The sequence below is a fragment of the Rhodospirillales bacterium genome, assembly GCA_023898765.1.
Taxonomy (GTDB): Bacteria; Pseudomonadota; Alphaproteobacteria; order Micavibrionales; family Micavibrionaceae.
Genome location: CP060238.1, coordinates 478,449 through 495,922, shown reverse-complemented (window position 1 = coordinate 495,922; position 17,474 = coordinate 478,449). Strand labels below are relative to the sequence as shown.

Genomic DNA, 17,474 nt, shown 5'->3' with positions numbered 1-17,474 from the left:
CAGAATAACAGAGGAGCGTAAAATGGATAAAAAGATATATATAAGATCCCTGAGAGCCTTGGAGGAAATTTTTAGAGGCGTTGCCCGGGCAGATTGCGGTGAAGTGCGCATTCTGGAAAACCTTGCCGGTTCTATGGCATCTATTTCAGATGCGTTTTTGTATCGGGACCCTCCTGAGGAGGAATTCATGGCCTTTCAGCAGATTGCTTCCCAGACATTTGAAAGATGCGCCAACGCTGTTGGCGATCTTCCGGTCTTTCAGGATGAATTAAAAGAAATGGCAACAGCATATGCCCCTGTAACGAAGGAAACAAAAAAAGCCAACACGAGCATTTTGAGAAACCCTTTGAGATTTGTTGTTCATGGGCCTAAATAGTCGGATCATAAAAAAGGGCGCCTGAAAGCGCCCTTTTTTGATTTGTCTGTAAAATTTGCAGTTATCTTCTATACTTCATCCGTCTGTTGACCGCATCTTGAATGCACGCGTCACGACGTTCACGGATATGTGCTTCCCTGTCAAAACCCCGGGAAACGGCGTCCGTCGCGCCGAGCGCGCCAAAGATAGCTGAAACCGCGCCGATAGCATCGGAAACGCCGTCATTACTGAGCCCCCGGCTTGTTCTTTTTAACGTATCGATGGATCTTTCCCGCTCCCTTGCCGCGTCTTGTGCGGATCTCTCGGCTGTGCGGGTACAATCAGAGATGACCCTGTCCATTTCTCTCTGGGACATGTGCAATCCGTATTGAGCCCTTGACTGGTCGCGGTCAATCCCCGGCGGAACATCGACAACCAGACCGCCAGTAGGAGTCCTGTAATCCGGGGCAGAGGATGACCTGTTAGGTCCTGTCGTTACACATCCGGACAAAGCCGTTGCAACAGCCGTTGCAACAGCAGCAAAAGTTACATTGGCTATAAGACTTGCTTTCTTCATAATTTCACACCTTCAAATTTGTTAAGAATTCATTAATCGGGTATTGTGGTTTTATCGCAAATTGATGGCTCTGTCAATAAAATTATGTAAATAATTTATTGTTTAACGCATAAAGCGCCACGGCGGCGGCGTTGGAGACGTTTATGCTGGGCATGGGGCCGCGCATGGGCAGGCAGGCCAGCGCGTCGCATTGCTCCCGCACCAGTCTGCGCAGGCCGGGCCCTTCCGCCCCCAGCACCAGAACGGCCTTGCTGTACTCCGGCAGCGCCGCGATATCCTCCCCGCGCTCATCCAGCCCGATCGCAAAATAGCCCGCATCCTGAAGCTTTTCGAGGGCGCGCGTGAGGTTTGTTTCATAAGCCACGGGCACATGCTCCACCGCGCCGCAGGCGGTCTTGGCGAGGATTCCGGTCAGGCCCGGCGCATGTTTGCGCTGCAGGATCATGCCCGCCGCCCCGAACGCGCAGGCGGAGCGCAAAATCGCCCCGACATTGTGAGGGTCCGTCACCTGATCCAGCATCAGAAAGACAGATTTTTCCTTCTTTTCCTCCTGAATAATCAAATCCTGCACGTCCAGCTCTTCCAGATCCTGCGCGCACAGCGCGATTCCCTGATGAACCGTGCCCTGGGGGAGGGCGCGCTCCAGTTCCTCTTTTGAAACGATCGTGGGGGCCGGACGCTTCGCCGGCGACCGCAGGTCAAAGCCTTTCAGGGCCTCATCGGTAATATAAAGCGCATGAATATGGCGCTTCGGGTTTTGCCAGGCCGCCACCGCCGCATGGACGCCAAACAGGTCGATTTTAAGTTTTGGACCGGATTTGGGTCCTTTTTGCTTATTTCTGTGATGTTTCATAGTCAGAAGTCATACGCGGACTTGACAGGAGATGCAAAAATCTTTTTCTTGACTGTCGCACCTATCCTGTTGGAGGGATGGCCGAGTGGTTAATGGCAGCAGACTGTAAATCTGCCCTCTTTGAGTACGAAGGTTCGAATCCTTCTCCCTCCACCATTTATTTTACAACCCGCCCCGTTTGGCGGGTTTTTCTATGGCCGAAAGCCCACGTCTGGCGATGTTTTGTATTTTCCCTGCGTACGGTTAGAACGTAAATCCAGCCAGAATTCTCTCTCAAATCTCGCATTCTCTCACGGCCTCTGCGTACGGAACGAAAGTTTCGTCGTCATGGCAACACATTGATTTATAACAGTTTCTGAAAAACCCATTTTGCAAATATAAAATGATGCCTTCGGACATTGTTTCGAACTTTTTTTATTTCGTCGTCGTCGTTTTGAGGTGCAACGGCAAACCAGAGGAGAAGAACAAATTAAAGGAGGTTCTTCTCTATGGATTACACGGCACGCAATCCAGATGAAATGACGAGCGCGGATCGTTATAACGAGATCATCACGATCTTGTCGGGCGCCGTTGTTCGTTATAAAATTTCCCAGCACAATCAATTAAATAGCTCAGAAAATGAGAGAAGTTTGACTGGACTTCCCGGTGCTTCGAAGCATTCATGTCCTAGCCGCAAACTCACGAGAGTGAGAGCGGAGAAAGGGGCAAAAGAATGAAAATAGACATATTAAAAGAGTATGCCGCGCTGGAGGCGATGGATGCAAAGGAGCTGCTCCAAGTCTGGAAACGTTATTTTGATGTGCCTCCCCAATCACGAAACAACCGCACTTACCTGATCAACCAGATCATCTATCGGATGCAGGAGCTGACTTATGGCGGATTGACCAAATCAACGATTGATCGCCTGGAAGCTCTGGCCGAAGGCAAAGCCGTCCAGCAGCGCCGTAGTGATGTTGGCCGCCTGGCAGTGGGAACACGATTGGTGCGGGAGGTCAAAGGCGTTGAGCATCATGTGTATGTGCTGGCTGATGGCTATGAATATCAGGGGCTGAAATATAAAAGCCTGTCCGGTGTTGCATTTGCGATTACAGGCACGCGCTGGAATGGCAATGCATTCTTTGGCTTGGGCAAGAAAGAGGACAGCGAGAAACGCAGCTATCATCGCGCCAGAAAGGCACGGGCATGATGGAAGAAAAGAAAATTCTGCGTTGCGCCATCTACACCCGCAAATCCACCGAGGAAGGTCTCGACATGGATTACAATACGCTGGATGCCCAGCGCGAGGCCGGTGAAAAATATATTGAAGCCATGCGTGGCGAGGGCTGGCGGGCTATCCCAGATCTTTATGATGACGGGGGGTTTTCGGGTGGAAATATGGATCGACCCGGACTAAAGCGTTTGATTGAGGATATCAAGGCTGGCCGCATTGATATTGTGGTTGTTTATAAGGTTGACCGCCTCTCGCGTTCCTTAATGGATTTTGCCAAGCTGGTGGAAATTTTGGACAAACACGGCGTGTGCTTTGTTTCTGTAACCCAGCATTTTAATACCAAGGATTCTATGGGACGATTGACGCTCAACATCCTGCTGAGTTTTGCGCAGTTTGAGCGCGAGGTCACAGGCGAGCGTATCCGCGATAAATTCGCCTCATCTAAAATGAAAGGCATGTGGATGGGTGGCCCGCCACCGCTGGGCTATGATGTGGTTGACCGCAAGTTGATCGTCAACCCCAAGGAAGCTGAACTGGTCAATATCATCTTTGATCGTTTTGCCGCGCTGGAGTCTATATCCCTGCTTGCTCAAGAACTAAATAGAAAAGGTTATCGCACAAAATATTATATCAGCCGAGCAAACAAGCCGGTTGGTGGAAAACCATTCACCGAAAACCCATTGCGCACATTTTTGCAGAACCGTCTCTTCCTCGGTGAAGTCCATCATAAAGGCAAATACTATCCAGGCCAGCATCAGCCGATTATAACGCAGTCGCAGTTTGATACTGCCCAAGCCATCTTTGCTGAAAGTAGCAAAGGCAAACGTAAACGAACCTATCAGGCTAAATCAAAGGCTCTGCTGAAAGGCATTCTGGTTTGCGGTGGCTGCGGCGGTGCCATGTCCCCCACCCATACGAAAAAAGGAAATAAAAATTATCATTATTATTCGGCGAATTCTTATCGCAGGCAATCTTGCGAGCTTTGTCCTGCCAATCGTATCCCCGCGGGTGAAATCGAAGATGTTATCAAAGGGCAGATGCAAAGCATTTTTGTAAAACCACAAGTCATCGTCGATGTCTGGAAAAAGGTAAAAACGGACATCCCCAAGTACAGCGAGCAAGAATTGCACAGCACGATGCAGCGCATGGGGTCTTTGTGGGACATTCTTGTGCCTGCTGAACAAAAACGCATTACGCATTTGTTGATTGACCGTGTAGCGGTGCATGGCAACTGCATCGATATTGAATACCGCGCCAATGGCATCGAAAATATTCTCTCTCAATTGCAGCAGGAAATAGAGCACAAAATTAAACATGGGGCTGAAGCATGAATCTACAATACCACGCAGAAGATCAAAAAATCATCGTTCGCATCCCAATTAACCTGCGGCGCTGGGGTGGCAAGAAAGTGTTGGTCGGCCCGCAAGGTCAAGATTTGAGAAGGCTTGATTTAGAAGTGCGGAAAGATGAAAAGCTGCTCAAGGCGCTGGGTCGTGCGTATCGTTGGCAAAAAATTCTGGCCATAGGTCAGTATAAATCTGTCTCTGAAATTGCCGCAGCAGAAAATATCAATAAATCCTATCTCCAGCGCATGATGCGCATCATGCTGCTATCGCCACGCATTATTGATGCCGTACTGAACGGACAGCAACCCGCAGGTTTCGCGCTGACCGATATTGAAAAGTCATTTTCTCCGATCTGGGCTGAACAGGAAGAGAGATTCGGTTTGGTGATGGTGGTTAAGGGCGTCCAGCGCGGTGCGGCTCTTGTCGGATTGCCAAGCGCAGTTGAGATGACCGCCGATGGTAAAAATTCAAACGCGGATTGCGCGTACGGCCAGTCGCTGGCGGCATTGCCAAGCTGGAGCTGTTTAATAATCTGCGGAAGAACCCGCCTACGAAGGAAAGCGGTGAGCCGTATCCGGCTGGATATGTTCACCTGCCGCAGGTGGATGAAGAATATTTGAAGCAGCTCTGCTCTGAGCAGCTGATTACATCGAAAAACCGCCGTGGCTATGCGGTGCGGGAATGGCAAAAGACCAGAGAGCGCAATGAAGCGCTGGATTGCTACGTTTACGCCCGCGCGGCTGCGGCTGTTGAAGGGCTTGATCGTTTCGGTGATCGCCACTGGCGTGAAATGGAACGATCCCTCGGCCTGGACGAACCCGTTAAACCAAGACCATCAGAAGAAGATCAACCCAAACCAACAACGCGTAAGCCTGTAAGACGGCGTGCGCGGAGCAAAGGCGTGAAATTATGAGTGACACATTGGAAGAAAAGCTAGAACGCGTGCAAAAAGCCATTGCCGCCATTGAAGGCGGAGGACAGAGCGTTTCCTATGAAGGCCGCGCGGTGACAAAGGGTGATCTGAAAACACTGTATGAGCGGGAAACTTATTTGGAAAAGCGGATCGAGCGGAAAAGCCGTGGCGGAATCCGGATGCGCGGAGGTGTTCCGTTATGAGCCGAAAACGCATTTCGCTACCAGAACCTACCACGCTTGATAAAGTCATTGGCTGGATTTCGCCTGAAGCAGGTGTACGCCGCCTGAAAGCCAAAACAGTCATGGCACTGTATGGCGGTTATACAGGCGCACGTAAAGACCGCCGCCAGACCAAGGCATGGCATACGATAGACGGCAGCGCCGATCAGGTCACATTGCCTGACCTTCCGGCGTTACGGGAGCGTTCCCGCGATTTAATCCGCAATGCGCCGCTGGCAACGGGTGCCATTAACACGGTGGTCACAAATGTTGTCGGCACTGGCCTCAAAGTGCAATCCCGCGTGGATCGCGATGTTCTGAAAGGCATTCTGGGCAATAAGGAAGAGGATTTCGAAGCCTTTGAGCGGGCCGCCGAGCGTGAGTTTCGCTATTGGGCCGCTTCCAAATATTGCGATACCTCCCATATGCAGGATTTTTCCGGAATGCAGGATCTGGCACTGCGCTCTGTTTTAGAAGCTGGGGATGTTTTTGTTCTGCGCCGCTTCACACAAAGGCCCGGTGCGCGATATGGCACATGTCTGCAGTTGGTCGAAGCAGACCGCATCAGCAATCCTGACTGGACGATGGATGCACCCAGATTGGCTGGCGGTGTTGAGAAAAATGCGCTGGGATCACCTCTGGCCTATCATGTTTTGCAGGCACATCCCGGTGATGTTCGGGATCCCGGATCACGGCAATGGGTGCGGCTTCGTGCTTATGACCGCGAGGGTAATTGGCTGGTCAATCATCTGGCACGTCCTACGCGGGTGGGCATGACACGGCCAGCACCTTATCTGGCGCCTGTTATTGAAAGCCTCAAGCAGCTGGATAAATATTCCGAAGCCGAGCTGATGGCAGCGGTGGTGTCGGCCATGTTCAGCGTATTCATTAAATCCGAAGATCCGGACGGCCTTGCGCCGATGGAAGATGGTGCTGGTTCTGGGCGCGATGATAAGGATTTCCAGCTTGGCCCCGGCGCAATATTGGATTTGTTACCTTACGAAAGCGTGGAGATTGCCGATCCCAAACGCCCGAACGCGGCCTTTGACCAGTTTGTGCTGGCCATCCTGCGGCAAGTGGGTGTTGCGCTGGAAATTCCCTTCGAGCTGCTGGTGGTGAAGCATTTCACGGCCAGTTATTCGGCGGCGCAGGCGGCACTGCTGGAAGCATGGAAGTTTTTCGCTCCCGCCGGGAATGGCTAGCTTGCATGTTCTGCCAGCCCGTTTATGAGGCTGTGATTACAGAGGCTGTTGCCAGAGGATATTTAAACGCTCCCGGTTTCTTCTCTGATCCTATGATCCGCGCTGCCTATTTGGGCAGTGAATGGATTCGGGCCGCCGAGAGGCCAGATCGACCAGCTTAAGGAAGGCAAAGCTGCGCGCGAACGTGTGGACATGGGTATTTCAACTCTGGCCGAAGAAACAGCGGCGCTGACAGGCGGCGATTGGGAGCGCAAGCATCGCCAACGCGCCAAGGAAAAACGCATGCGTCTGGAAGCTGGATTGGATGAAATAAGCAACACAAATAATCAAGAGAATTTCATTGATCAAGAATGAGTTTTTTTATTCATATACGCTTCCGCGAGACCGGAGAAATAAATTCATCTTGTTTATATCATTATTACTCATAACGTGATTAAGAAATGCAATATTTGCTTCATGCGAGGCGTCAATGAGGTCGCGTAATAATTCTGCATTTTTCAAGCTGGTTCCGCTCAGCGATGAACGTGCAGTGGCAATTTCATCGTGCGTTGTATTTGTTAAATAGGTGTACATTTTTCCAATCAATCCGACAACGATGTCTGAAATCTGTATACCCGGTTCAGATTTGGAATCGGCAAAACGATAATTCTTTACTGGTTGCCCATCTGATATCAGCGTCATAGATTCTAAATCATCGCGAATGGAATCTTCCATATCAAGGATGTGACTTGAATATTTGAATACCGAGATCCGCTTCAAATAAAAGATGGTGAAACTCTCTATTAGAAGGTGGGGTGTGAACCCTTCAATGAAGTCAAGGCTCGGAAGATTACTGCATATTATGCGGTGAATAAGGCTCCTATTCACCGCACAGAATTGGCTGATTCTTTTCTATCCATGTAAATCTTACATAGAATATTAAAATTACATGGTTATTTGGGTGCAAATATCCTTGGAGCCGCTACAGATATGACGCTCTTTCATATTCTAAAATTCAATTAATGTCTATTATAGTACCCCTTATATTGTCTAGCGACTATTTTTCTATACATTATATCCATCTGGCTTGATTTGTCACTTAAAGTATATTATGGTAGTCTTTATAAGAGATAACAGCTCTGATAATAACCGTAAAGGTATAAAATGGCGAAAAAAACAAATCTTCCTATTCCCGTCCAGAAAGCTCTGCGCAAGCTGGGGCAGGACATCAGCGACAGTCGCCGCCGCCGCCGTATCCCCATGGCATTAATGACGGAACGCGCCGGGCTGTCCAGAGCGACGCTCGGCAAAATTGAAAAAGGCGACCCTTCGGTTTCACTGGGGGGGTATGCCTCCGTATTGTTTGCGCTGGGACTGACAGACCGCTTGGGTGATTTGGCAGATGCCAATCATGACGTGGTGGGACGCAGGCTGGAAGAAGAAAACCTGCCCAAGCGCATTCGCCTTCCGTCTAAAGGGGAACACTCATGAGTAGCCGCGAAATTCATGTCTCCATTGAGCTGGGTGATGAAAACCATTCTGTCGGACGGTTGTGGTGTCACAACCGCAAAGGCCGTGAGAGCGCGTCCTTTGAATATTATGATAGCTGGCTGAAACATCCAGAGCATTTCGCGCTGGAGCCTGCGCTGGCCTTGACGGCGGGTTCTTTTCATACGCTAGCTGACCAAAGCTTGTTCGGTTCTATTGGCGATTCCGCGCCTGATCGCTGGGGGCGTGTTCTGATGCGCCGTGCGGAAGGGCAGCGCGCCCGCGCGGCTGGCGAAACAATGCGAACGCTGGGTGAAGCGGATTTCCTGCTGGGTGTTAATGACGAGGCGCGGCAGGGAGCGTTGCGCTTTGCGGACACGCCAGACGGCCCGTTTCTTGCTCCTAAAAGCCAAAGAACAATACCTCCACTGGTGGACTTGCCAAAACTGCTATCGGCTACCGAACGCTTTCTAGCGGATGAAGAAAACGCTGAGGATTTACGCATTCTGTTGGCACCTGGCTCGTCACTGGGCGGAGCGCGGCCCAAAGCCTCCGTGCGCGACACGGATGGCCACTTGTCTATCGCCAAATTCCCGCGCAAGGATGATGACTACAATGTCGTGGTCTGGGAAGCGGTTGCGCTGGTGCTGGCTGAAAAGGCCGGGCTGAGCGTGCCGAAATGGCGACTGGAAACGGTCATGGACAAGCCTGTCTTCATCATCCGGCGCTTTGACCGCGCAGGTGAGAGGCGCATTCCTTTCCTATCGGCCATGAGCATGCTTCAGGCTAAAGACAACGAGCCGCACAGCTATCTGGAGATTGCAGATGCGTTGCGCCAATATGGAGCGGAGCCTGTGGCAGATCTGGCCGAATTATGGCGCAGAATCGTTTTCAGCATTCTGATCTCCAATACCGACGACCATTTGCGCAACCACGGCTTCATTTACGAACGTCATAAGGGCTGGCGGCTGTCGCCTGCCTACGACATGAACCCGACGCCTGTAGAGGTCAAGCCGCGCATACTGACGACCACTATTGACCTCAATGATGGCACGGCTTCGCTTGATCTGGCCTTGTCCGTGGCAAAGGATTTCAGGCTGTCACCTGATGAAGCCAGAGCGATCATTAAAGAGGTCGGCGCTGGGGTGTCGCAATGGCGCGATGTAGCGCAACGTCACGGGCTGGATAGACGAGAAATCGACCGCATGGCCTCGGCTTTTGAACATGCTGATGCGCAAGCTGCTGGCGATATGCAATGAAAATCCGTTGGTAGCACTATGTCCGGCTGCATTTATACCTGCCCGCAAAACGAATTTCCTTTGGTAAGGAAACTCTGGAAGTACGGGGCGCAGCTCCAGGTGACGTAAAGCTTGCTGCTGTCTTGTCCATCAAAGAATACGCCAACGCAACCGGCCCCGGTATGCTTGATGGCCTGCTGCGCCTCCCGCACGAATTTATACTGACGCAAAGTTTTGGGTTCGTTGACAGGCAAACTTCGTTATCGGCCATGAATGAAGCCATGCGTAAAATGATCGCCAGCGAACAAGGCGCCAACAGCCTCATTGAAGATATTGATGAAGCAAGAGACAGCCTAGCTTCGGGGCGTTGTTCATTCGGCGAACATCATTTGACCATTACGAGCATAGCAAAAGCTCCAAGAGATCTTGACCAGGCCATAAGCGCCTGCGTATCAGAATTGGTTAATCTCGGCATCGTCAGTGTCCGCGAAGATATAAATTTAGAACCGGCATACTGGGCGAATTTACCGGGGAATTTAAGTTACATTGCCCGCCGTTCCCTTATATCCAATAATAATTTTGCTGGATTTGCCAGCTTCCATAACTTCCCGGCCGGAAGTAAAACCGGTAATCATTGGGGAGATTCCATTACGAGGCTAGAAACAACGTCCGGCACTCCATATTGGTTTAATTTCCATGAACGTGATGTTGGCAATTTTACCGTGATCGGCCCGACAGGAACGGGGAAGACTGTTCTACTCACTTTCCTATTGGCGCAAGCGCAGCGTCTAAATCCAAAAGCTGTTTACTTTGATAAAGACCGTGGCGCGGAAATTTTTATTCGCGCGATCGGCGGGGATTATACGATTGTTCATGCCGGCAGACCCACAGGGTTAAATCCACTCCAACTACCGGATACGCCTGAAAATAGAAGCTTCTTGCGAGAATGGATAAAAGTGCTTGTTACGTCCGAGAATAACAAGCCCCTCACACCACAAGAAATCGAAATTATTGCTGATGCAGTAAACGCAAACTATGAAACCAAGCCGGAAAATCGCCGCCTTGCTCATCTTTCTGAACTACTTTCAGGGTATGGCTCTGCAGGTGACTACACCTTAGCATCGAGAATTGCCAAATGGCACAGTATGGGCGAAAGAGCATGGCTTTTTGATAATGAAACTGACACGCTTTCTTTGAACAACCGGACTATTGGTTTTGACCTTACCTCCATCCTTGATGATCCAGTAAGCCGCACTCCTTGGATGATGTATATATTCCACCGGGTCAATGAGCTTCTGGATGGCAACAAAACAATTCTCATGCTCGATGAAGGATGGAAAATGTTGGATGATCCGGCATTTTCAGCCCGAATTAAGGACTGGATGAAAACCATTCGTAAACAAAATGGAATATTGGGTTTCGCAACCCAATCTGCCAAAGACGCTATAGGAAGCTCGGTTGGTGATGCCATTATTGAGCAATCCCCTACCCAAATATTCCTTCCCAACGCCAGAGCGTCAGAAAAAGATTACTGCGAAGGCTTTGGCCTTTCTAAACATGAACTCAAAATTATTCGGAATTTAACACCGGAATCTCGATGCTTCCTGGTTAGACACGGTACAGATTCCGTCATTGCGAAACTCGATCTCACCGGCCTTGATGAATTTATTGCTGTTTTGTCTGGTCGTACTGAAAGCGTTCGCGTCCTTGAAAAACTTATGGAAGATCACGGCACAAGCCCGGAAAGCTGGTTGCCTCACTTTACAAACGGGAGAGCCGCCGCATGAAAAAACTTTGCTCTATAGCCTTACTCACCATCCTTGGCTTTACTGCCATAGAGAAGCTATGGAATTACCTCAAAACTAAATGGAGTAGATGATGAAACGACTATTTTTAATTTCACTTTTAGCACTTCCAGCCTTGGCGTTAGGCGGTTGCTCGTCGCTGAAGTACAACGAGAAAAAAGCCCCCTGCCCTCCAAGTGCTTCAATGTCGGAAAACCCTTGTAACCATATACCTATCAATATGGCGGAACTTTTTAATAACGGGAAAGCAAAAGCATGAGAAAAACGACTCTTCTCTTCGTAATGGTAGCGGGGCTTGGCCTTACAGCATGTAACGACGGTAAAAACCCACTTGAAAAGCGCGATTCTAAAGAATTAGCGGAATGGATATACCAGAAAAAAACACCCGCTATTGAACAATGCGGACAGCTTTGGGTCGACCAAAGCAGCGCGACTGAAACCGCCTTAGAAAACTGTGAGAACACAGCGGAAAGCCTTGCAACAATTATGACTGAGGCCGGCTTTGGCAACGTCAAACCCGATCATGTGAAACTGCCTACTATTTGGATGGCCTTCAATGATCGTGTTCAGGCTTCAAAAGCCAACCAATACGATGCGGATAAAGCCAGAGATGCTATGCGCCTTCCTCAAAAAACAACTAAATCCAGAAAAGAACAAGAGGCCGAAGCTAGAAAAAAAGCTCTTGAAGCCATTATGCCGGAAAACCCGTAAAAAATGATAGAAACGCTTATTACAAATGTTGACAATCTAGTGTTTGCTTTGGTCAATGGGGCCTTTGGAAGCCTTACGCCTGTTGTGCAAATACTATGGCGGTTAATGTTTATCATTTTTATCGCAGTATTTGGGTATAAAGTGATTGTCAGCGGGCGTTTCTCAGCTCCAGATCTTCTCGTCAATGTCCTTAAAATCATTATTCTTCTGGTCGTAGCGACCGAGTGGAATACTTTTATGATCTTGGTCTATGACATGGCTACTGACCTTCCCTCCGATGTAGCAGGTCAGATTATGCAGGGCGCTGCAGACACATTAGCCGCCCCCGTTGCCAATGATGAAACCACCGCAAATCTTGCGTTGTCGCAATTTTATGATCGCTCTATGGAAGTTTCAGAAAAGCTTTTAGAGGGTGCTGGCTGGACAAAATGGGGGCTTTATTTCTATGCCGGGGCTATCTGGGTTGGAGCTATCTCATTTACTGCCTTTGCAGCTATGCTCATTGTTTTGGCAAAATTAGCCGTAGCCATTCTTCTTGCTGTAGGCCCGCTGTTTATTTTGCTGCTCATATTCAACAATACAAAAAACCTCTTTGAAGGCTGGCTGCGAACCCTGCTCAATTATGCTGTCATCCCAATTTTTGTATATGCCCTGCTCGCGTTAATGCTGACACTTGCAGAAATGCCGCTTCAATTCATGGAGAATAACTCGAATCCTGATGATCCTCTTATTACCGCTATCGGGCCGTTCTTGTTTACATCGGTTGTCGCAGTTTTATTGCTCGCGCAAGTAATGAATATGGCCGCTTCCATCACCGGCGGGTTATCACTCTCAACATTGGGAGCTGGCTCATGGTTTAGCCGAGCTGGTACAGCAATAGCACGTCGCGCTCCTGCGGCTACAGGGAAAGCCAGTGTCATTGGGTATAATGCTGCCCGACACCCCAAATTAACGGCGGCGGCGGCAAAAAATCGTTTGGGGCAAACTATTAAAAAGATTAGAGGGTTTTAAAGATGCTTATGAATCCTAAGCAAAAAGAAGACTATTATAAAAAAGGACAAACTTGGGAAAATGAGATTGTCGCTAATGCCGTACAGTCAAGAAACCGAGCATGGATTGTTGCGTCTGCAAGTATGGTTGTTTCTGTACTCTGCATACTCTGTCTTCTTTTCCTACTGCCGCTAAAAACTTTTGAGCCATACGTTATTACAGTCGATCGGCAAACAGGTTACACCGAAGTCACGAAGGGTCTTATTGCCGGCAATTTGACACAGGATCAGGCCGTAACAGAAGCCAATCTAGTCAAATACCTTAGCCTTAGAGAACAATAGATTAACACGATTCCTGCCGATTGTGATTTTCTTAGGTTGTTTGCTGCTTTCAGGATTTTTATATCCGGCCGCGGCGGGTACAAAACTCTACGTCAAAGACGGCGACAGTTTTGTTTTAGGCACGCGGGAAATCCGGCTCTGGGGGATTGACGCCGTGGAGCTGCATCAATTCTGCTGGCAAGACGGCCGGGAATATCCGTGTGGCCGGCAGGCACGCGAATACTTGGTCAGCTTGATTGACCCGGACGAGCTGCAATGTCAGGAGAAGCCTCGCGCCAAAAGCGAAACCCGTACTGTGGCGCAATGCTTCGTTGCTGGCGACGATCTTGCCGATCTCATGGTGCGCGGCGGGTGGGCTATTGACTACAGATATTTCAGTCATGGATTTTACGCTGCCGCCCAGGATCAGGCTCAAATCGGCAAAAGAGGTATATGGGGCGGGACGTTTCAAACGCCGCGAGAATGGCGAAAAAGCAACAAATATTGAATTTTCAGGTGAAAAAACATGCTCTCTCGTCGTTCTCACGAAAAAAAATTGCCCTCTGGTACGTTCAACAGCACCAGAGCGCCCCAAAAATTAGCTGCTGCGCTCGCTTTCCTGATAAAGTTTCAGCCTCACGCCGTTTTCGTCAGCTTCATTCGGATCCATAAAGGCATTTGTTCCCGCGAGCTGGCGCCGCGCTTCTTCAAAATCATCCCAATCGAGGCTTCTTGTATATTTTTGAGCAAAGTCGAGTGTTCGGATTAGTGGCTCTGTTAGTCCGTTATGGGTTAGTGCCTTGAGCGAAGAGAGGTAATTGCTTCTATAGATCGTGGGAATAATGATTTTTTCTTCACCAGCCGCCATCAGCTCCGCATTCATCATAATTCGTGCTGCTCGCCCGTTACCGTCCGTGAACGGGTGAATTTCACTAATCAGGAACATCATAAAAATGGCTCGGTACAAAGGGACGCTCAATGATTGGTATATTTCAAATCCTTTTTCTAGTGTGCCTTCCACCAGTTCAGGGGCGACAAAAAGACTTGAGCCGGCCTGGTTGTTTTTGATCTTGTACGCGCCGGGGTGTTTATCCGGCCGCAGCTCCATAAAAACCGCGTGACGGCTTTTCAGCAAATGGGACAATTCTTCCGCTGAAGTTGGCAATTTGGCCATTTCCGAAGTATCGGAAACAATTCTGAATGTCCCTAAAACATCGTGCGCGTCTTCAGGCCGGTCATTCGGGATGCGGCCATTAAAGACAATATCAACGGCCTCATCAATTTCAAATTCCGTCCCTTCAATGAAGTTAGAGAAATAAGCCTCAAAAAACGCCAAATTGGTTCTGGCCGCCCCGGTGGTTTCTCGCGCGCGGCGGTGTACGGGGGCAGATGCTTTTAAGGCTTCAAACAATGTGATGAATTTTTCCAATCTCACAGGATCAAAGGGCATCCCCCCTTTCCTGGCCTTGCCTATATCACTTTTCATTTCTGTGTCGCGCGTTCCAAGCAGCGATCCGATCAGCTCGTCCAGTTCCTTAAATTCTTTTTCCGCATCAAGCTTTTTTACCAATACGCGGGCTTCATCCCGAATGGCATTCAGTCCGGCATGACCGCTTTGCCGCAATACGCGGTCAAGACGTTCTTCAATTTCTTTTCGGGATAAGGTGCGGGAGGTATCGCCGCCGCGCGCGCGGGACGGCCTCATATTTTCAAGATAGGCGCGCCCGGTTGAGGACAGATGTACCCCGCCCAGGAAAGGCCGGTCTGTTTCCAAGCCCCCTACTCCCGGCCTTGGTTTAAAAATAATCCCTGGCAGGACGGTTTCTCTCTTTTTCTTTGAAACGATAAACACCGAGCCGTCTGCCGCAGGCTGGTTTTCAATCGCGGTGCGGTCGGCAATCAGGGCATCGGGGTAATAACGTTTAAGCAAAAAATACCAGTTACGCTTCACGATGCTTTCTGGCGTTGCTTCCAGATCTTTTGTGTAAAGTCTTGTGCCGAGTTTTCGGAGCTTTCCAGATTTCACGGCTTTTCTCACCAATCCTGAAATTTCGGTATTGGAGACAAAGATTTCCGGCAGATCGTCAAAAAAAGTGGGCATTAAAAATCCTTTCAAGGCCACTTTATCCAATTTTTGGGGTTTAAGGAAGGGATGATTCCAATTTTTGGGGTTTAAGGGCTTTTTTGTTTTTTCTCTTGCCTGTCTCCGTAAAGCCCGAAAGCCGAAAATTTTACTGCTTTCCGTCGCAAGCTAGGAAAGACAATAAAATTTCGCCTGCCCCTTCTACGAAGGGTTTCAAGCTTGACGGATCCTGGCGCTTAGAAGCCGCTGCGCGGCCCATAGGAAAGAAGTGCGACACGCACTTTTTAACCTAACCAAAGCAAAAAGGAGAAATACCATGACTTTGCAAACATTACCACTTTCAAAAATCCAGCCTTCAACTGGAAACCCGCGTAAAAACTTTGATGATGCCACTATCGCAGGATTGGCACTGTCCATTAAAACGGACGGATTGCTTCAAAACCTGATTGTCGGCAAACCCAAAGGCAGAAAGAAAATGCACCCGATTATTTGCGGTGAACGCCGTTTTCGGGCTTTGTCTCTATTGCAGGAGCAAGGCGATTTGCCCGAAGATTACGAGGTGACGGTTGAAATCAAAGCCGACTTATCGGATGAAGAAACACAGCGTATTGCCACAATGGAAAATATGCAACGGGAAGACCTCTCTCCAATGGAAGAAGCCGAAGCTATCAAGCTCTTGGTTCAGGATGGCGAAAGACTGGATGATATTGTCGCAAAAACGGGTCTTGCCGTGGCGACTATCAAACGCCGCCTTGCTCTGACAGACCTTTGTGAAGCGGCGAAACAGGCTTTAATCGAAGGTGAACTCACGCTTTCAAAAGCCGAAGCCTTGAGCATCGGAAGCCATGAACAGCAGGAAAGGGTCTTAGGCCGCGCGACTTCCAGTTACAATGACGCGGAAGATGTAAAAGACATGATTCTTGGCAATTTGCCGAGTGTGTCTATGGCAATTTTTGATAAAGCCGAATACACAGGCGATTTCACGCAAGACCTTCTCGCCGAGGATGATGCCACCTATTTCAACGATTTTGAGCAATTTTTCGAGTTGCAAAAAGCGGCGGCAGAAAAACTCGTAGAAGAACACTCAAACACCGCTGAATGGGCTGAATTGCTTGAAGGGCATTTCCATTCATGGGAATACGGCGAAGCCCCAGAAGGTGAGAAAGGCGGCGTTATCGTGGCTATTCATTCAGATGGTGAAGTAGAAGTCCATGAAGGACTTACCAAAACCAAGGCCGATAAATCGACCACGGATGCCCTGAAAAAGCCGAAACCCACCTACTCCACCCCGCTTGTGCGTAATATGTCCATGCACAAGAGCGTGGCAGTACAGGCCGCTTTGCTCGGAAATCCGAGAAAAGCAAAGGAACTGGCTGTGACCCAAAAGTTGTATCGCTTTAAAAATCACGATGCCTTGATTTATTTTATGCAGGAAGGATATACCCCCCCTGCCCTCAAGGTTATCAATGATAAATGCACTGATCTTCTGGGATTGTTCGGTGTCGATAAGGAAGCCATTGAACAGGACGAAGACCGCCAAAGTTGGCATAGTTTGGGCTATTTGTTTTCTTACAATATGGAAGGGGCATATATGGCCGTACAGTCCTTGTCCGATGAACAACTGGAAGAAATTCTGGTGGCCTTGGAAGTTTTAGAGTTTGGTCAGAGCTTTGTTGATCGTCTTGATACCAATGCAGACAGCCTGTTTAACAAGATAGCGGCGGATTTGAATGTCGATATGCGGGATTACTGGCGGCCTGACGAAGCGTTCCTGAAACGCCGCAACAAGGAACAGCTTTTGAAAATTATCAGCGAGGCCGGTTGCTCCCAAAAGTACGGTAGTGCGGCGGGGTACAAGAAGAAAGAACTTGTGTCCTCAATGGCAAAGCACTTCCAGCACGTTTTGACACTGGAAGCTCCGAACCAAGATGAATTAAAAGCTACGTTCTGGATTCCCGAAGCCATGCAGTTTCCCGCTATCAATCCCGATGCCAAAGATGAGCCGGAGGAAGAGAATTTTGAAGAATCCGCCGACTTTGAGGACGAGGAAGAATACGCGGAAGCGGCCTAGTCCCCTGCCCCACTTGCCACGCGGCTATAAACGCCGCGTGGTTTCCTTTTGAAACCGTTACCGCCATCATCCGAGATGAACACGCTCGCCGGGCCGGGCCTTGGCCGCAACC

The 17,474-nt window shown here is 49.3% G+C and carries 19 protein-coding genes, 1 tRNA gene and 1 pseudogene; 17 read left to right on the top strand and 4 right to left on the bottom strand.

Annotated elements, in window-relative coordinates; translation table 11 throughout:
• Positions 1-22: 22 nt before the first annotated feature.
• A complete protein-coding gene (locus H6853_02475; protein ID USO04158.1) occupies positions 23-376 on the top strand; it encodes a hypothetical protein in 354 nt (117 codons plus the stop codon).
• A gap of 61 nt (positions 377-437) precedes the next feature.
• Here the strand turns inward: H6853_02475 and H6853_02470 are convergent, their stop codons facing one another.
• Entirely contained in the window at positions 438-932 is a 495-nt protein-coding gene (locus tag H6853_02470) for a hypothetical protein (GenBank protein ID USO04157.1), read from the bottom strand.
• 82 nt (positions 933-1,014) lie between these two features.
• Entirely contained in the window at positions 1,015-1,785 is a 771-nt protein-coding gene (rlmB, locus tag H6853_02465; protein USO04156.1) for a 23S rRNA (guanosine(2251)-2'-O)-methyltransferase RlmB, read from the bottom strand.
• Between the two features lie 71 nt (positions 1,786-1,856).
• Here rlmB and H6853_02460 point away from each other — a divergent pair.
• The 8 genes and pseudogenes from H6853_02460 to H6853_02425 all read left to right on the top strand — a co-directional run bounded on the left by H6853_02460 (position 1,857) and on the right by H6853_02425 (position 7,031).
• Positions 1,857-1,941, top strand: a tRNA-Tyr gene (locus tag H6853_02460).
• A gap of 332 nt (positions 1,942-2,273) precedes the next feature.
• Positions 2,274-2,501: a hypothetical protein gene (locus H6853_02455; protein ID USO04155.1), complete on the top strand. Its 228-nt coding sequence runs from the start codon at positions 2,274-2,276 to the stop codon at positions 2,499-2,501.
• Positions 2,498-2,971 (top strand): DUF2924 domain-containing protein, encoded by a 474-nt coding sequence (locus H6853_02450; protein ID USO04154.1) that lies wholly within the window; start codon positions 2,498-2,500, stop codon positions 2,969-2,971. The genes H6853_02455 and H6853_02450 overlap by 4 nt, the downstream gene beginning before the upstream one ends.
• Positions 2,971-4,326 carry a recombinase family protein gene (locus H6853_02445; GenBank protein ID USO04575.1) on the top strand — a complete coding sequence of 452 codons (1,356 nt, stop codon included), beginning with the start codon at positions 2,971-2,973 and terminating at the stop codon, positions 4,324-4,326. The genes H6853_02450 and H6853_02445 overlap by 1 nt, the downstream gene beginning before the upstream one ends.
• A pseudogene (locus tag H6853_02440) lies at positions 4,323-5,254 on the top strand (phage terminase large subunit family protein). Before H6853_02445 ends, H6853_02440 begins: the two are co-directional and overlap by 4 nt.
• The gene (locus tag H6853_02435) at positions 5,251-5,457 is read left to right on the top strand and encodes a hypothetical protein (GenBank protein USO04153.1); all 207 of its coding nucleotides are present in this window, start codon (positions 5,251-5,253) and stop codon (positions 5,455-5,457) included. Before H6853_02440 ends, H6853_02435 begins: the two are co-directional and overlap by 4 nt.
• A gap of 101 nt (positions 5,458-5,558) precedes the next feature.
• The gene (locus tag H6853_02430) at positions 5,559-6,677 is read left to right on the top strand and encodes a phage portal protein (protein USO04152.1); all 1,119 of its coding nucleotides are present in this window, start codon (positions 5,559-5,561) and stop codon (positions 6,675-6,677) included.
• Between the two features lie 192 nt (positions 6,678-6,869).
• Complete coding sequence (locus tag H6853_02425) at positions 6,870-7,031, top strand: hypothetical protein (GenBank protein USO04151.1); 162 nt, start codon at positions 6,870-6,872, stop codon at positions 7,029-7,031.
• A gap of 6 nt (positions 7,032-7,037) precedes the next feature.
• Here H6853_02425 and H6853_02420 read toward each other — a convergent pair whose 3' ends face one another.
• Complete coding sequence (locus H6853_02420) at positions 7,038-7,436, bottom strand: DUF3800 domain-containing protein (GenBank protein USO04150.1); 399 nt, start codon at positions 7,434-7,436, stop codon at positions 7,038-7,040.
• 384 nt (positions 7,437-7,820) lie between these two features.
• Between H6853_02420 and H6853_02415 the strand changes: the two genes are divergently transcribed.
• The 7 genes from H6853_02415 (at position 7,821) to H6853_02385 (ending at position 13,716) form a co-directional block, all read left to right on the top strand.
• Positions 7,821-8,147: a hypothetical protein gene (locus H6853_02415; GenBank protein USO04149.1), complete on the top strand. Its 327-nt coding sequence runs from the start codon at positions 7,821-7,823 to the stop codon at positions 8,145-8,147.
• Positions 8,144-9,403, top strand: a complete 1,260-nt coding sequence (locus H6853_02410; protein USO04148.1) for a HipA domain-containing protein — start codon at positions 8,144-8,146, stop codon at positions 9,401-9,403. The genes H6853_02415 and H6853_02410 overlap by 4 nt, the downstream gene beginning before the upstream one ends.
• Positions 9,404-9,429: 26 nt before the next feature.
• Positions 9,430-11,169 carry a VirB4 family type IV secretion/conjugal transfer ATPase gene (locus tag H6853_02405; protein ID USO04574.1) on the top strand — a complete coding sequence of 580 codons (1,740 nt, stop codon included), beginning with the start codon at positions 9,430-9,432 and terminating at the stop codon, positions 11,167-11,169.
• Positions 11,170-11,442: 273 nt separating this feature from the next.
• Entirely contained in the window at positions 11,443-11,898 is a 456-nt protein-coding gene (locus tag H6853_02400; protein USO04147.1) for a hypothetical protein, read from the top strand.
• Positions 11,899-11,901: 3 nt separating this feature from the next.
• A complete protein-coding gene (locus H6853_02395) occupies positions 11,902-12,909 on the top strand; it encodes a type IV secretion system protein (protein USO04146.1) in 1,008 nt (335 codons plus the stop codon).
• 8 nt (positions 12,910-12,917) lie between these two features.
• A complete protein-coding gene (locus tag H6853_02390; GenBank protein USO04145.1) occupies positions 12,918-13,229 on the top strand; it encodes a hypothetical protein in 312 nt (103 codons plus the stop codon).
• 22 nt (positions 13,230-13,251) lie between these two features.
• Entirely contained in the window at positions 13,252-13,716 is a 465-nt protein-coding gene (locus tag H6853_02385; protein ID USO04144.1) for a thermonuclease family protein, read from the top strand.
• Between the two features lie 90 nt (positions 13,717-13,806).
• On the opposite strand, the gene H6853_02380 is transcribed toward H6853_02385, so the two are convergent.
• Positions 13,807-15,309 carry a Fic family protein gene (locus tag H6853_02380; GenBank protein ID USO04143.1) on the bottom strand — a complete coding sequence of 501 codons (1,503 nt, stop codon included), beginning with the start codon at positions 15,307-15,309 and terminating at the stop codon, positions 13,807-13,809.
• Positions 15,310-15,607: 298 nt separating this feature from the next.
• Here H6853_02380 and H6853_02375 point away from each other — a divergent pair, with 298 nt between their 5' ends.
• The gene (locus H6853_02375) at positions 15,608-17,362 is read left to right on the top strand and encodes a ParB/RepB/Spo0J family partition protein (protein USO04142.1); all 1,755 of its coding nucleotides are present in this window, start codon (positions 15,608-15,610) and stop codon (positions 17,360-17,362) included.
• The last annotated feature ends 112 nt before the right edge of the window (positions 17,363-17,474 follow it).

Excerpts from the sequence above, each read along its gene's own strand:
- H6853_02445 (USO04575.1), top strand. The coding sequence starts at position 2,971 with ATGGAAGAAAAGAAAATTCTGCGTTGCGCCATCTACACCCGCAAATCC.
- H6853_02395 (USO04146.1), top strand. The coding sequence starts at position 11,902 with ATGATAGAAACGCTTATTACAAATGTTGACAATCTAGTGTTTGCTTTG.
- H6853_02390 (USO04145.1), top strand. The coding sequence starts at position 12,918 with ATGAATCCTAAGCAAAAAGAAGACTATTATAAAAAAGGACAAACTTGG.
- H6853_02455 (USO04155.1), top strand. The coding sequence starts at position 2,274 with ATGGATTACACGGCACGCAATCCAGATGAAATGACGAGCGCGGATCGT.
- H6853_02470 (USO04157.1), bottom strand. The coding sequence starts at position 932 with ATGAAGAAAGCAAGTCTTATAGCCAATGTAACTTTTGCTGCTGTTGCA.
- H6853_02475 (USO04158.1), top strand. The coding sequence starts at position 23 with ATGGATAAAAAGATATATATAAGATCCCTGAGAGCCTTGGAGGAAATT.
- rlmB (USO04156.1), bottom strand. The coding sequence starts at position 1,785 with ATGAAACATCACAGAAATAAGCAAAAAGGACCCAAATCCGGTCCAAAA.
- H6853_02430 (USO04152.1), top strand. The coding sequence starts at position 5,559 with ATGGCACTGTATGGCGGTTATACAGGCGCACGTAAAGACCGCCGCCAG.
- H6853_02410 (USO04148.1), top strand. The coding sequence starts at position 8,144 with ATGAGTAGCCGCGAAATTCATGTCTCCATTGAGCTGGGTGATGAAAAC.
- H6853_02450 (USO04154.1), top strand. The coding sequence starts at position 2,498 with ATGAAAATAGACATATTAAAAGAGTATGCCGCGCTGGAGGCGATGGAT.
- H6853_02425 (USO04151.1), top strand. The coding sequence starts at position 6,870 with ATGGGTATTTCAACTCTGGCCGAAGAAACAGCGGCGCTGACAGGCGGC.
- H6853_02400 (USO04147.1), top strand. The coding sequence starts at position 11,443 with ATGAGAAAAACGACTCTTCTCTTCGTAATGGTAGCGGGGCTTGGCCTT.
- H6853_02375 (USO04142.1), top strand. The coding sequence starts at position 15,608 with ATGACTTTGCAAACATTACCACTTTCAAAAATCCAGCCTTCAACTGGA.
- H6853_02415 (USO04149.1), top strand. The coding sequence starts at position 7,821 with ATGGCGAAAAAAACAAATCTTCCTATTCCCGTCCAGAAAGCTCTGCGC.
- H6853_02380 (USO04143.1), bottom strand. The coding sequence starts at position 15,309 with ATGCCCACTTTTTTTGACGATCTGCCGGAAATCTTTGTCTCCAATACC.
- H6853_02435 (USO04153.1), top strand. The coding sequence starts at position 5,251 with ATGAGTGACACATTGGAAGAAAAGCTAGAACGCGTGCAAAAAGCCATT.